Genomic DNA, 13,887 nt, shown 5'->3' with positions numbered 1-13,887 from the left:
AGCGAGAAAGGTTGTAAGCGGAGGGGACGTACCCGGAGGTGACCATATGCGTGGAGCACGGAGCGGGCGCACCATGTCGCGCCCCGGAGCGGACGGTGAGGCGCCGTGACGGCCACCGCCGTATTCCTGCACGGGCGCCGCCAGGAAGGCCGCGATCCCGCGGATCTCGCGCGCGACTGGCTGGCCGCTCTCAACGCCGGGCTCGGCAGGGCGGGGCTGCCCGCCCTCGCACCGGGCCGCATGTCGTTTCCCTACTACGGCACCGCCCTCCACGACGCCACCGCGAAGCTGGCCGGGACCCGCCTCCACCTGGAGAACCTTCCCCGCGCCGGCGACGCGCAGGGGCCGCTGGATCCGGACATGCCCGCCGACGTGGACGAGGTCGAGAGCCGGCTCGTCGCCGACATGGCCGCCGCCCTCGTCCCGGAGGGCCCGCGCCCCGAGGCGCTGGAATGGTCCCCGGACCGGGTGCTGTCCTGGGACGTCGCCCGCCGGCTCCTCGCCGAGATCGCCCGCCGGACGCGGGTGGACCAGGAGATCATCTCCGCGCAGCTGCGCGACGTCGCGGTCTACCTCACCCATGCCCGCGCCGAGGTCCTGGATACCGTCCGCCGCGGCCTGCCCGCCTCGGGGCCGCTGGTCCTGGTCGCCCACAGCCTCGGCACCGTCGTGGCCCGCGACCTGCTCGCCGAGGCGGACGTGCGGGGGCGCACCATCGCGTGGATCACCGCGGGCTCACCGCTGGGCCTCGAGGCGGTGCAGCGCAACATGCGCCCGCCCGGTGCCCGGCACCCCGGCCCCACGGTGCCCTGGTTCAGCGCGTACGACGTCCGGGACGTCGTGGCCCTGGGCCATCCGCTGCGCCCCGCCTACGGCGATCCCCTCACCGACATCAGAGTGGAGAACGGCGACCGCCCCCACCTGATCGAGCGGTACCTGGGGCATTCCGACGTCGCGCGTCCCATCGGCGAGGCGCTCGCCCGCGGCTGACCGCGGACGCGGTCCCCGGACGCGGCGAACCCGCCGTCTCCGGCCCCGGCCGGTGCCGTGCATCCGGCTGAGATTATTCAATTCTCAACACCTGCCGGTCGAATTGTGTTGCCTTAAAGTATATGCGTCACAGTTCGCTCCATCAGCAGTAAAAGGCGGAAATTGAACTCGACATTTCCGGCGTACCGTCATACCAAGGAAGAGGCGTGGCCGCATATCGAGAGGCCACGCGGCGGCGCGGCCCGTCACCGAACGGACGGGCGTCCGACGGTACCCGTCCCGATCGGGCCCTCGCCGGAACCGTTTCCAACCCGAGGAGGAGTCATGACGACACCGGAATACAAGCCGCCGGTGCTGAAGTTCCCGCCGCCCACCCGGACCGCCACCGTCCGGACGTGGCAGCAGCAGATGCGGGATCGCGGCTGGCACATCGCCGTGGACGGCGTCTACGGCGAGGAGAGCAAGCGGCTGTGCGCCAACTTCCAGATGGAGCACCGCCTGGAGATCGACGGCATCGTGGGCCCGATCACCTGGAAGGCCACCTGGGAGGCCGCGAGCACCACTCCGCCGCAGGCGCCCGACCGCACGCTGCAGCGGGGCGACTTCAACAACGAGCACGTCCGGAAGTGGCAGCGCCAGGTGAACAACCGCGGCTGGCCGAAGCTCCAGGTCGACGGCGATTTCGGGCCGCAGACCGAGAGCGTCTGCAAGGAGCTGCAGCGGTTCAAGCAGCTGCCGGTGACCGGCAAGGTCGATCATGACACCTGGGACGCGGCCTGGCTGGAGAAGGTCCCCGTGGCGGCCATGTGAGAACGGCACCGGGCACCCGGGCCGGCGTGCCCCCGGCACGCCGGCCCGTGGCGAGGCCGGCACCCGCTACGTCGTCTTCGCCCGGTTCACCGCCGACAGGACGGCGCGCACGGACGCGGCCAGGACCGAGGTGTCGCGGCCCGCGCCCCAGCGGACGGCGCCGTCGACGCGGCACTCGGCGTAGGCGACGGCGGGGGACGCGCCGCCGGACGGCGCCGCCTCGGTCGAGTGCTCGGCGAAGCGGAGCACGTCCACCCGCACCCCCGCGGCGGCCAGCGCGGCGGTGAGCGCGTCGATCGGACCGTTGCCGCCGCCGGTGTGCTCCGCGGCGCGGCCGTCCACCGTCACGGTCCCGGTGAAGTCGTGCCGGGCGGGGCCGGTGTGCGACGTCCGCCAGCCGGTCAGCGCGACCGGGCCCGCGTCGGCGCGGTCGAGGTACTCGGCGCGGAACAGGTCCCACAGCTGCCCGGCGGTCACCTCCGCGCCGCTGCCGTCCGTCGCCTCCTGCACCACGCGGGAGAACTCGATCTGCAGGCGGCGCGGCAGGTCGAGCCCGTACCCGGTGCGCAGCAGGTAGGCGATGCCGCCCTTGCCGGACTGGCTGTTCACCCGGATGACGGCCTCGTACCCGCGGCCCACGTCGGCGGGGTCGATCGGCAGGTACGGGACGTCCCACGGCGCCCGCTCGGGCGGGACGCCCAGTTCGGCGGCGCGCTTCGCGTGGTGCGCCATGCCCTTGGCGATCGCGTCCTGGTGCGTGCCCGAGAACGCGGTGTAGACGAGGTCGCCGCCGTAGGGGTGGCGTTCGTGGACGGGCAGCCGGTTGCAGTGCTCGGCGGTGCGGCGGATCTCGTCGATGTCGGAGAGGTCGAGCAGGGGATCGACGCCCTGGGCGTGCAGGTTCAGCGCGAGCGTGACGAGGTCGACGTTGCCGGTGCGCTCGCCGTTGCCGAACAGGCACCCCTCGACGCGCTGGGCGCCCGCGAGCATCGCCAGCTCGGCGCACGCGACGCCGGTCCCGCGGTCGTTGTGCGGGTGCACCGAGAGGATCACCGAGTCGCGCCGGGCCACGTTGCGGTGCATGTACTCGATCTGGTCGGCGTACACGTTCGGGGTGGCGATCTCGACGGTCGCGGGCAGGTTCAGGACGACGGGACGGTCGGGGGAGGCGTCCCACAGGCCGGTGACGGCGTCGCAGACCTCGAGCGCGAAGTCGGGTTCGGTGAAGTTGAACGTCTCGGGCGAGAACTCGAACCGGACGCCGGGGCCCCCGCGGCGCGCGACGTCCGCGGCGCCGTCGAGGACCAGCCGCCGCACGCCGTCCCGGTCCTCGCGCAGGACGACGTCGCGCCACGCCGGGCCGGTCGCGGTGTACAGGTGGACGACCGCGCGGGGCAGGCCCTCGATGGAGGCGAACGTCCGCTCGATGAGGTCGCGGCGCGCGGGCGTGAACACGACGGGGGTGACGTCGTCCGGGAACCCGGTCTCGGCCAGGCGGCGGACGAACGCGAAGTCGGTCGCGCTCGCCGACGGGTAGCCGACCTCGATCTCCTTGAAGCCCATCGCGACGAACAGGTCGAACATGCGGGCCTTGCGGCCGGGATCCATCGGTTCGGCGAGCGCCTGGTTGCCGTCGCGCAGGTCGACCGGCACCCACAGCGGCGGGTGCTCCAGGCGGCGGGACGGCCAGGTCCGGTCGACGTCGGGGACGGGCGACGGCGCGCGGTCGTGCACGGAGCGGTACCGGTGCGACGGCATCGCGCCGCCGCGCTGCGGGTTCCAGAACGGCGCCCCGGACGGGACGGGGCCGCCGGGTGTCCGGAGGGTCGGGAAGGCGTGGCGCACGGAGGTTCTCCTCGGATGTCCGGTCGGACGACCGGCGGCACCGGACCCCGCGGCGGGGTGCCGGTCGGATCAGGCCCCGCCGCGGCGGCCGAGAAGAAGGGCCTGCCACGCCATACCGGGCACTCTAGCCACACCTCAGGTCCTCAGACAAGTTGGTTCCGTGCCGCGGTTCGGTTCCGCGCTACCGTGGTCCGGTCCCGCGTCCCCGGAAGGACCCGCATGCCGCTCGGCCCGCTCCGTCCCAGCCCGCTCGTCGAGCAGGCCGCGCAGCGGCTGCGCGCGCAGATCGCGGACGGCACCTGGCCGGTCGGGGCGCGGCTGCCCGGCGAGACGACGCTCGCCAGGGAGCTGGGCGTGGGCCGCTCGACCGTGCGCGAGGCGCTGCGCGCCCTCGCGGGCGCCGGGCTCGTCCAGGCGCGGCAGGGCGCGGGCGTGTTCGTCCTCGCGACCGAACCGGAGGAGGACTGGCGGGCCCGGCTGCGCCGCGCGTCGGTCGCCGACGTGTACGAGATCCGCGAGATGATCGAGGGGCGCGCCACCGAGCTGGCCGCCGTCCGCCGCACCGACGCCGACCTGGCCGCGATCGACCGCGCCCTCGCCGCCCGGGACGCCGCCCGCCCGGCCGACGCCGCCGCGGGCCCGCAGGTCGAGGCGTTCATCGACGCCGACATCGCCCTGCACGCGGCGATCGTCCGGGCCGCGCACAACCCGATCCTGACCGACCTGTTCGCCGAGTTCGTCCCCGTCCTGCGCGAGGGCCTGCTCGAGCTGGCGTCGTTCGTGGACGTCCGCCGCCACGACCTCGACCACGGACGGGACGCGCACGCCGCGCTGGTCGAGGCCGTGCGCGACCGCGACCCGGCCGCCGCCGCCCGCATCATCGCCGCCGAGCTGGAGCAGACCCTCACCGGCCTGCGCCGCCGCTGACCGCGTCCGGCGTCGGCCGGACGCGGTCGGCGTGCCGTTCGGCGCGGTGCTCTCGCGGTGCGCCGCCGGGCGTCAGGCCAGGGACGCCAGGACGGGCGGGAGGTCGCCCGCGTGGACGACCGTGAGGCGGCGGGTGGCGCGGGTCAGGGCGACGTACAGGTCCTGGCCGCCCTTCGGGGATCCGGCCAGCACCCCCGCGGGGTCGACGAGGACCACCGCGTCGAACTCCAGCCCCTTCGCCTCCTCGGTGGTCAGCACCACGACGGGGGAGTCGAGTGCCTCCGGCGTGGCCCCGGCGGCGGCGCCGGGCAGGACGGCGCGGACGTCCGCGTGCCGTGCGGCCGAGACGATCACCGCGAGCCGGCCCTCGCCGACGGCGTCCAGCTCGTCGCCGACCAGCGCGGGCACCCCGGCCACCGGCAGCTCGACGGCGCGCGGCGGGGCCTCGTCGTCGCGGACCGATTCCGGCGGCGTCTGGCCCGGATCGACGGCGGCGAGGACCTCCGCCGCGACCCGCATGATCGTGCCCGGCGTCCGGTAGTTGACCATGAGCCGCTGCTCCCGCCACCGGCCCGGGACGTACGGGTCGAGCATCTGCCCCCACGAGGCGGCCCCGGCGGCGCTGCCGGTCTGCGCGATGTCGCCGACGACGGTGAGGGACCGGGTCGGCACCCGCCGCATGATCGTCCGCCACGCCATCGCCGACAGCTCCTGCGCCTCGTCCACGATGACGTGCCCGTAGGCCCACTCGCGGTCGGCCATCGCGCGCTGGGCGGTGGTGCGCGGCGGGCCGTCGTCGTGGTGCCGCCCGGCGAGGCCCGCGGCGTCGATCACGTCGGCGGCGTTGAGCAGCTGGGAGTCGTCGCGGCTCTCCAGCACCTCGCGGGCGTACCTCTCCTCGTGCGCGCGGGCCGCCTCGGCGGCGCGCGCGCGTGCCCGGTCGGCCGAATCGTCGACGCCGAGCCACTCGGCGGCCTCGTCCAGCAACGGGACGTCCGCCACCGTCCACTCCGCCCCGTCCGGACGCTCCAGGAGCGCGGCCTCGGACGGCCGCAGGCCCGCGCGCCCGCCGATCCGGGCGAGGCCCTCGGGGTCGGCGAACAGGTCCGACAGCAGCCGCTGCGGCGTCAGCTCCGGCCACAGCGCGTCGATCGCCGGGCGGACCTCCGGATCGAGCCAGAGCGCCTCCTTCGCGAGCCGCAGGTCCTCCTCGTCCAGCAGCGGGGAGTCCTCGGCCTCCTCCATCAGCTCCTTCAGCCACTCCGGGAGCCCGCCCGCGCGAACGATCTCCTCCAGCGGCTCGTCGACCATCCGGTCGTACTGCTCGGCCCGGTTCAGCGCGAGCGCCGCCAGCATGTCGTGCACGAAGCGGCGCCGCTGCACGTTGTGGGGCACCCGCAGCGCGCGCGCACGGTCACGGGCGCGCGCGCAGTCCTCGGGCGACACCCTCAGCGTCATGCCGTCGGCCTCCACCTCCAGGCCGTCCTCCGGGGCGCGCTGCCGGTCCCGGACGGCCTCCGCCACGAGGTCCGCCATGCGCGGATCGCCCTTCACCACCGCGACGTCCGGCGCGTCGGCCGCGGTCGCGCGCGTCCCCGGATACAGCTCCCCGACGGTGGCGAGCACGACGTCGGTCTCGCCGAGCCCCGGGAGGACCTGCTCGATGTAGCGCAGGAACGTCGCGTTCGGCCCGACCACCAGGACGCCGCGGCGTTCGAGCACGTCGCGGTGCGTGTAGAGCAGGAACGCGGCCCGGTGCAGCGCCGCGACGGTCTTGCCGGTGCCCGGACCGCCCTGCACCACCAGCACGCCCGGCAGCCCCGCGCGGATCACCTCGTCCTGCTCCTGCTGGATGGTGGCGACGACGTCGCTCATCCGGCCCGTCCGCCCCTTGCGCAGCGTCGCGAGGAGGGCGGCCTCCCCGACGAGGGTCCGCCGCTCCGGCTCCGCCAGCCCGTCGAGGTCGAACACCTCGTCGTCCAGCCGGGCGACCTCGCGGCGCCGCAGGTGCAGGTGCCGGCGGCGCGCCAGGGTGCCGGGCGCGCCGGGCGTCGCGGTGTAGAACGGACGGGCCGCACCGGCGCGCCAGTCGATCAGCAGCGGCTCGCCGACCTCGTCGCGCAGCCCGATCCGGCCGATGTAGAACGTGTCGCCCGGCCCCTCGCCGTCGGCCCGGTGGTCGATGCGGCCGAAGCACAGCCCGTCCTCGACGCCGCCGAGCCGGGCCAGCCGGCGGGCGGCCTCGTCGGTGGCCACGGCGCTCTCCACGCGCGCCTGGAACGCGCTGCCGCCGCCCGCCGCGGGCCCCTCGCGCAGCGCCGCCTCGGCCTTGGCCCGCTCGGCGTCGAGCCGCCCGTACAGGCGCGTGACGTGCTCCTGCTCCACGCGGACGGCCTCGTGCCGCGCCGCGTCCCCGGTCGTGTCCCCGGCCATCTCCCCGGTCATGTCCCCTGCCCCGGTCCCCGCGGACTTGACAACGCTGGATTGACGGAGTCCCATGTGTTGAGTACACTCCTATACGTAGGAATGGGTTTACTGTGTCTGCACGTAACCCGTTATCCTAGCATTCTCTCGCACCCCCTGCGGATGATCTTCCGAAAAGATCACCTCTGTTGCGCGGTGCGTCATCTGCGCGGTGCCTTTCGGTCACCGACCTTCGCGAGGCTGACCGGCGATCGATGCCGGACTCTTCCGAAAGGTCGCTCCCTATGGCCGACGCGCCCAAGCTCGACCGGCGTTCCTTCCTCGTCACCACCGGACTCGCTGTCGGCACGGCCGCCACCGTCTCCGCCGTCCCCGGCACGGCCCACGCCGCGCCCCGTGCCCGGACCCTGGCCGGCGACCCGTTCACGCTCGGCGTCGCGTCCGGCGACCCCGAGCCCGACGGGTTCGTCCTCTGGACCCGGCTCGCCCTCGACCCGCTGGCCGAGGACGGCCGCGGCGGGATGCCGAACCGGAACATCGACGTCCACTGGGAGATCGCGTCGGACGAGCGGTTCCGCAAGGTCGAGCGGCGCGGCAAGGCGGTCGCGCGGCCCGCGGCGGGCCACTCCGTGCACGTCGAGCCGAACGGGCTGCGCCACGGCCGCGAGTACTGGTACCGGTTCCGCGTCGGCAACCACTTCTCGCCGGTCGGCCGGACGGTGACCGCGCCCCGCCTCGACTCGTTCGGGCCGGCCCTCGCCATGGCGTTCGCCTCGTGCTCCCAGTTCGAGCACGGTTACTTCACGGCGTACCGGCGGCTCGCCGAGGAGCACCCCGACCTGATCCTGCACCTCGGCGACTACCAGTACGAGTACAAGCCGAACGACTACACGATCCCGGCCGGGAACGTCCGCGACCACCGGGGCCCCGAGACCGTCACGCTCGCGGGCTACCGGCAGCGGCACGCCCAGTACAAGTCCGACCCCGACCTGCAGGCCGCGCACGCCGCCGCCCCCTGGCTCGTCGTGTTCGACGACCACGAGGTCGAGAACAACTGGGCCGACGACGTGCCCGAGGCGGGCTCCGACACGCCCGACCCGGCCGCCTTCCGGCGCCGCCGCGTCGCCGCCTTCAAGGCGTACTACGAGAACATGCCGCTGCGCCGCCGCTCCATCCCGAACGGCCCGGACATGCAGATCTACCGGCGCGTCCGCTGGGGCAAGCTCGCCAACTTCCACATGCTCGACACCCGCCAGTTCCGCGACGACCAGGGCTGCGGCGACGGCTACAAGGACTGCCCCGAGGCCACCGACCCCAAGCGCTCCATCACCGGCGACGCGCAGGAGAAGTGGCTGCTCGACGGGTTCCGGAAGTCCGGCGCCCGCTGGGACGTCATCGGCCAGCAGGTCTTCTTCGCCCAGCGCGACAACAACGCCGGGCCCGCCAAGATCACCTCGATGGACGGCTGGGACGGCTATGTCGCGTCCCGCAGGCGCATCACCGAAGGCTGGCTGAACTGGAAGGTCCGCAACCCCGTCGTCCTCACCGGCGACGTGCACGCCCACTGGGCGAGCGACCTCAAGCTCGACTACGACGACCCGGCCTCGCCGACCGTCGGCTCCGAGCTCGTCGCCACGTCCGTCACCAGCGGCGGCGACGGCACCGACTCCGACCCGGCCGACCACCCCTTCCTCACGATCAACCCGCACCTGCGCTTCTACAACAACCAGCGCGGCTACGTGCTCACGAAGATCGACAAGCATGAGATGAAGGCCGACTTCAAGACCCTCCCGACCGTCCGCGACCACGTCGCCGAGGCGTCGACCAAGGCCACGTTCGTCATCCGGGACGAGGTTCCGGGCGTGCAGCAGACCTACCTGCGCCCCTTCAACGCCCCCAAGATGACCGCCAAGTCCGATCACGACCTGATCCAGGAGACCATCCGGAACGAGACCCAGCGCTGACGCGGGTCTCCCGCCGGGTCCCGGGCGCCGCGCACCGCGCCCGGGACCCGGCCGGTCGTCACCCCCGGGCCGTCAGGCGGCGGCGAACCGGGGCGCCCGGCCGAAACCGTCCTCGACGAGCCGGTCCGCCCACGCGCGCAGGGCGTCCCCCACCGGCGGGTGCGCCAGCCCGGCGGCGCGGGCCAGCGCGTCGGCCGACGCGGTGTCGTAGCGGTCCTCGGACAGGAACGCCAGCGTCTCGGGATCGAGCCCGGTGAGCGCCCGCGGCAGCCGCCGCACGAGCCCGACCGGGACGACCGCGCGCGGCGCGCGGACGCCGAGGTGCCGCGCGAGCAGCCCGATCAGCTCGGGCAGCTCCGGCGTGGCGGCGTCCAGGACCCAGTGGGCCCGGTCCGGCCCCTCGTCGTGCTCGGGGACGGCGGCCATGAAGCGCGCCAGATGGTCGACGGTGACCACCGGGACGAACGTGCGCCGCGACCCCGCCAGGGCCGGCAGCCGCCCCCGCCAGAGCCGCTCCACCAGCTCGGCCAGGCCGATGTACTGCCCCGCCTCGCCGGTGACCGAGTGGCCGATCACCCCGGAGGGGTTGACCACGGTCAGCGGGATCCGCTCGCGCGCGGCGAGGTCCCGCACCGCCGCGTCGCCCTCGCGCTTGGACGCCTCGTACGCGCCGTGCCGCCGGTAGAGGGCGTCCCACTCGCGCGCCGGGCGGGGCGCGCCCGCCGCGCCGACCCGGTATCCGGACACGTGGACGAGGCGGCGCAGCCGGGGCAGCGACCCCGCCCACCGCGCGACGTGCAGCGCGCCGTCGACGTTGGCGCGCCGCGCCTCGTCGCGCCCCATCCCGAACCGGTAGACGGCCGCGGCGTTGAAGACGTCCCGCACGGAGCCCAGGAGGTCGCCGTCGTCCGGCGACAGCGCGAGTCCCGGCCGGGTGACGTCGGTCGTCACGACGGTGAGGGCCCGGTCATCGGCGCCGTGGTCGCGCAGCCACGCGCGCAGCTCGCCGCCGCGGGCCGGTCCGCCCCGGACGGCCGCGGCGACCGTCCGTCCGCGGGCGAGCAGTTCCGCCGCCAGCCACCGGCCGATGAAGCCGGTCGCGCCCGCGACGAGGGTGTCGGGTTCGGTGCCCATCGTTCCTCCATGTAGACCGATCTGCATAATCTGCGGACACGCGTGCGGGCCGACGCCCGCCCGGTCGGGGTCAGGACTCCAGCAGTGCCCGCGCGGAGCGGCGGGCCCGCTCGACGGGCGTCCGGGCGCGCTGCGCGCGCGCCAGGACGAGGGCCCCCTCGATGAGCGCGAGCAGGGAACCCGCCAGGTCGGCGGCGCGGCCGGGGGAGTGGCCGTCGGCGACCAGGCGGTCCGCGAGCGCCCGCTCCCAACCGCCGTAGACGCCCGCGCAGACCCGCTGGAGCGCGTCGTTGCCGGCCGCCGCCTCGAGCGCGACCGTGGCGATCGGGCACCCCTTGGCGTACCCCGACGCCTCCATCCGGTCGGCCAGCGCGTCCAGCACGGCCTCGGCCAGCTCCGCCGTCCCGGACGCCTCCCCGGCGAGGCCCGCGATGAGCTCGGTGATCTCCCGCCCGGAGGCGGCGACGGCCGCCGCGACGAGTTCGTCCTTGCCGCCGGGGAAGTGGTGGTAGAGCGACCCCCGGGGCGCCTTCCCGGCCGCGATCACGTCGTTCAGCCCCGTGCCGTGGTACCCGCGCTCCTCGACGAGCGCCCGCGTGGCGTCGATCAGCCGCGCCCGCGTCTCGTCCCCTCTGCCCGCCATGGCGACAGGTTAGACCGATCTACATAATTCGTCCAGCCGACTCTTCGTGCCCGACGATCCGGCACCGCCGAACTCGGGCGCGTCAGCGGTCGGCGCGGGGGCTGGTGGCCTCCCCGCGGAAGATGTCGTCGAGGTCGTAAGCCACCGGGACCTCCAGTTGCTCGTAGGTGCACGACTCGGGCGTGCGGTCGGTGCGCCAGTTGCGGAAGCGCGCGGTGTGGCGGAACCGGTCGCCCTCCATCGCCTCGTAGGCCACCTCCACGACCAGTTCGGGGCGCAGCGCGACCCACGAGAGGTCCTTCTTGCCGGTCCAGCGGGAGATCGCGCCGGGCATGCGGTCGACCGTCGCCTCGGTCTGCCGCGCCCACTCGGCCCACGGGTGGCCCTCGTAGCTCTCCATCCGGTACGGCCGCAGCTCGTCGACGAGTTCCGCGCGCCGCTTCATCGTGAACGACGCGGCCACGCCCACGTGCTGCAGGTGGCCCTCGTCGTTGTAGAGACCGAGCAGGAGGGACCCGACGATCGGCCCGGACTTGTGCCAGCGGAAGCCCGCAACGACGCAGTCGCACGTCCGCTCGTGCTTCACCTTGAACTGGACGCGCTTGTCGGGCTGGTACGGCAGGTCGCGCGGCTTGGCGATGACGCCGTCGAGGCCCGCGCCCTCGAACTCCTCGAACCAGCGCAGCGCCAGCTCGTAGGAGTCGGACGCGGGCGTCACGTGGACCGGCGCATCCGCCCCGGCGAGCGCGCCGACGAGCCGCGCCCGCCGCTCGCCCAGCGGCACGTCCATGAACGACTCGTCGCCGAGGGCGAGCAGGTCGAACGCCACGAAGGACGCCGGCGTCTGCTCCGACAGCAGCTTGATGCGGGACGCGGCGGGGTGGATGCGCTGCTGGAGCGTGTCGAAGTCGAGCCGGGTGCCCCGCGGCATGACGATCTCGCCGTCCACCACGCACCGCTCCGGCAGCTCCCGCTTCACCGCCTCCACCAGCTCGGGGAAGTACCGGGTGAGCGGCTTCTCGCCGCGGCTCACCAGCTCCACCTCGGCGCCGTCGCGGAAGACGACGCAGCGGAAACCGTCCCACTTCGGCTCGTACAGCAGGTCGCCCTTGGGCATGGTCTTGACCGCCTTGGCCAGCATCGGCGAGAACGGCGGACTGATCGGCAGGTCCATGCCACCATCTTGCGCCCCGGCACCGACAGAACGCGGCCCCGGGGGTCGGCTAGCCTTGCGGCTCATGCGCCGCCTGCTGCCCGAACCCGCACTGTCCGGCGCCGACCCTTTCGTCGAGTACGGCGACGCGCCCGGCCTGCGGGTCGGCATGGTGATGAGCGCGGACGGCTCGGTCACCGACGCCGAGGGCTGGACGGACGGGCTCGGCGGGGCCGCCGACTTCCGGGTGTTCCGCACCCTGCGGGCGCTCGCCGACGCGATCCTCGTCGGGGCGGGGACCGTCCGGACGGGACGGCTCGGCCCCGCGCGGCTCCGCCCCGATCTGCGCGCGCGCCGGGGCGGCCCGCCCGCGCCCATCGTGGTCGTGAGCCGCTCGCTCGATCTCGACTGGACGCTCCCGCTGTTCACCGAGGCCGAGACCCCGACCGTGGTCGTCACGACCGAGCGTGCCCGCGCGCGCGTCCCGTCCGGGATCCGGACGGTCGCGGCGGGCGGCGACGACATCGACCTGCGGGAGGCGGTCGGGCTCCTGCACGCGGAGCTGGGACCGCGCCTGCTCTGCGAGGGCGGGCCCGGCCTGACCACCGCGCTGCTCCGCGCGTCGCTGGTCGACGAGCTGTGCCTCAACATCGCCCCGGCGCTGCACGGCCCGCGCACGCCGCTGCTGACGGAGCTGCCCGCCGAGATCCCGGTGGAACCGGCGGCGCTCTACCTGGACGAGGGCGTGCTGTTCGTCCGCTACCGGGTCGCGCGGGTGTAGCGGAGGAAGAGGAAGTCCTCGTCGGTGAGGGTGTGCGCGAGCTTCCAGGCCGCCGGTTCGGGCACGGTCGGGCCGTCGAGGATCCGCAGCGCGTCGCCGCCGAGCAGCATCGGGCTGAGCGTCAGGCACAGCTCGTCGAGCAGTCCGGCGGCGGCGACCTGCCCGAGGACGGACGGGCCGCCCTCGACCAGCAGCCGCCGGTGGCCCCGCGCCGCGAGCGCCCGGAACGCGACGCCGAAGTCGAGGGCGCGCTCCCCGGCGATGATGACCTCGGCGTGCTCGCGGGCCGCGCGCAGCCGGTCCGGATCGGCGTCCGCGCTGGTCAGCACGATCGTCGGTACCCGCGCCTCGGTGAACACCGGCCCGTCGAAGTCCAGCCCGAGCGAGTGGGAGACGATCACCAGCGGCGGCACCGGCGTCCGGCCGTCCCGGACGTCGCCCCACTCGGGGATGGGCCGGACGGGGCCGTAGCCCTCGGCGCGGACGGTCCCGGCGCCGACGATCACGGCGTCGGCGAGGCCGCGCAGCAGCAGGAACAGCCGCTTGTCCGCCTCGTTGCCGAGCCCGCCGCTGCGCTCGTCGCGCTGGGCGGCCCCGTCGAGGCCGGCGACCATGTTGGCGCGCAACCACATCCCTTCCGGCGGGTAGGCGTACGCCTCGGCGAGGTCGACTTGGTCGGGCGAAGAGGTCAGCGGCCGCATGGCACCTCACGGTAGTGGACGGCGATCGGTGCGAATTCCCCCTTCTCGCGTCATGGGGCGGCGACACTGGCGTAGGGGGAGGTGAGAATCTCACGGAGGGAGCGGGTCGTGGAGTTCGCCGCACTCGCAGCATGGGTCCTGGCCGCACTCGCCGGCGGCCACCTACTGGTCACCTGGATCGTGCACGGGGGGCTCGGAACCAAGGTGACGCGCTTCCCGCGCCTCGTCGTCGCGGGGCACCCGCTGGCCGCCGCGGGCGGGCTGGCCCTGTGGATCGGCCACCTGGTCACCGCCGAGGCGGCCTACGCCTGGTGGGCGTTCGCCGCGCTCATCGTGGTCGTCCTGCAGGGGTTCCTGCTGTTCACCCGCTGGCTGGTGGGCCGCGGCGGGAAGCACGCGCGCGGTGCCGAGCAGGCGTTCCCCGCCACGGCGGTGGCGGTGCACGGCGCGGTCGCCGTCGCGACGGTCGTCCTGGTGTTCCTGACCGCGCTGGAGACGACCGCCGGAAGCTGACC

Annotated in this window: 12 protein-coding genes; 6 read left to right on the top strand and 6 right to left on the bottom strand. The window is 74.4% G+C overall.

Annotated features, from left to right (window positions below; all coding sequences use genetic code 11):
* Window positions 1-105 precede the first annotated feature (105 nt).
* The gene (locus F7P10_RS05560; RefSeq protein ID WP_151008372.1) at window positions 106-990 is read left to right on the top strand and encodes a hypothetical protein; all 885 of its coding nucleotides are present in this window, start codon (window positions 106-108) and stop codon (window positions 988-990) included.
* Between the two features lie 324 nt (window positions 991-1,314).
* Complete coding sequence (locus F7P10_RS05555; RefSeq protein WP_151008371.1) at window positions 1,315-1,800, top strand: peptidoglycan-binding protein; 486 nt, start codon at window positions 1,315-1,317, stop codon at window positions 1,798-1,800.
* A 66-nt stretch (window positions 1,801-1,866) separates the two neighbouring features.
* On the opposite strand, the gene leuA is transcribed toward F7P10_RS05555, so the two are convergent.
* Window positions 1,867-3,558, bottom strand: coding sequence for a 2-isopropylmalate synthase (gene leuA, locus F7P10_RS05550; protein ID WP_151017851.1), 1,692 nt, complete (start codon window positions 3,556-3,558; stop codon window positions 1,867-1,869).
* 306 nt (window positions 3,559-3,864) lie between these two features.
* On the opposite strand from leuA, the gene F7P10_RS05545 reads away from it, so the two are divergent.
* The gene (locus F7P10_RS05545) at window positions 3,865-4,572 is read left to right on the top strand and encodes a FadR/GntR family transcriptional regulator (RefSeq protein WP_151008370.1); all 708 of its coding nucleotides are present in this window, start codon (window positions 3,865-3,867) and stop codon (window positions 4,570-4,572) included.
* Between the two features lie 72 nt (window positions 4,573-4,644).
* Here the strand turns inward: F7P10_RS05545 and F7P10_RS05540 are convergent, their stop codons facing one another.
* Window positions 4,645-7,017: an ATP-binding domain-containing protein gene (locus F7P10_RS05540; protein WP_254716418.1), complete on the bottom strand. Its 2,373-nt coding sequence runs from the start codon at window positions 7,015-7,017 to the stop codon at window positions 4,645-4,647.
* A 263-nt stretch (window positions 7,018-7,280) separates the two neighbouring features.
* On the opposite strand from F7P10_RS05540, the gene F7P10_RS05535 reads away from it, so the two are divergent.
* The gene (locus F7P10_RS05535; RefSeq protein ID WP_151008369.1) at window positions 7,281-8,960 is read left to right on the top strand and encodes an alkaline phosphatase; all 1,680 of its coding nucleotides are present in this window, start codon (window positions 7,281-7,283) and stop codon (window positions 8,958-8,960) included.
* Between the two features lie 72 nt (window positions 8,961-9,032).
* Here F7P10_RS05535 and F7P10_RS05530 read toward each other — a convergent pair whose 3' ends face one another.
* The 3 genes from F7P10_RS05530 to F7P10_RS05520 all read right to left on the bottom strand — a co-directional run bounded on the left by F7P10_RS05530 (window position 9,033) and on the right by F7P10_RS05520 (window position 11,911).
* A complete protein-coding gene (locus tag F7P10_RS05530) occupies window positions 9,033-10,094 on the bottom strand; it encodes an SDR family oxidoreductase (protein WP_151008368.1) in 1,062 nt (353 codons plus the stop codon).
* A 70-nt stretch (window positions 10,095-10,164) separates the two neighbouring features.
* A complete protein-coding gene (locus F7P10_RS05525; RefSeq protein WP_151008367.1) occupies window positions 10,165-10,737 on the bottom strand; it encodes a TetR/AcrR family transcriptional regulator in 573 nt (190 codons plus the stop codon).
* Window positions 10,738-10,819: 82 nt separating this feature from the next.
* Complete coding sequence (locus tag F7P10_RS05520; protein WP_151008366.1) at window positions 10,820-11,911, bottom strand: ATP-dependent DNA ligase; 1,092 nt, start codon at window positions 11,909-11,911, stop codon at window positions 10,820-10,822.
* Window positions 11,912-11,975: 64 nt separating this feature from the next.
* Between F7P10_RS05520 and F7P10_RS05515 the strand changes: the two genes are divergently transcribed.
* Window positions 11,976-12,671 (top strand): dihydrofolate reductase family protein, encoded by a 696-nt coding sequence (locus F7P10_RS05515; protein ID WP_151008365.1) that lies wholly within the window; start codon window positions 11,976-11,978, stop codon window positions 12,669-12,671.
* On the opposite strand, the gene F7P10_RS05510 is transcribed toward F7P10_RS05515, so the two are convergent.
* Window positions 12,650-13,372 carry a pyrimidine reductase family protein gene (locus F7P10_RS05510; RefSeq protein WP_151008364.1) on the bottom strand — a complete coding sequence of 241 codons (723 nt, stop codon included), beginning with the start codon at window positions 13,370-13,372 and terminating at the stop codon, window positions 12,650-12,652. The two genes, F7P10_RS05515 and F7P10_RS05510, sit on opposite strands and share 22 nt — an antisense overlap.
* A gap of 108 nt (window positions 13,373-13,480) precedes the next feature.
* Between F7P10_RS05510 and F7P10_RS05505 the strand changes: the two genes are divergently transcribed.
* Window positions 13,481-13,885 carry a hypothetical protein gene (locus F7P10_RS05505; RefSeq protein WP_151008363.1) on the top strand — a complete coding sequence of 135 codons (405 nt, stop codon included), beginning with the start codon at window positions 13,481-13,483 and terminating at the stop codon, window positions 13,883-13,885.
* The last annotated feature ends 2 nt before the right edge of the window (window positions 13,886-13,887 follow it).

Source organism: Actinomadura sp. WMMB 499 (genome assembly GCF_008824145.1).
Classification (GTDB): domain Bacteria; phylum Actinomycetota; class Actinomycetes; order Streptosporangiales; family Streptosporangiaceae; genus Spirillospora.
This window is presented reverse-complemented; position numbering and strand designations above follow the sequence as displayed.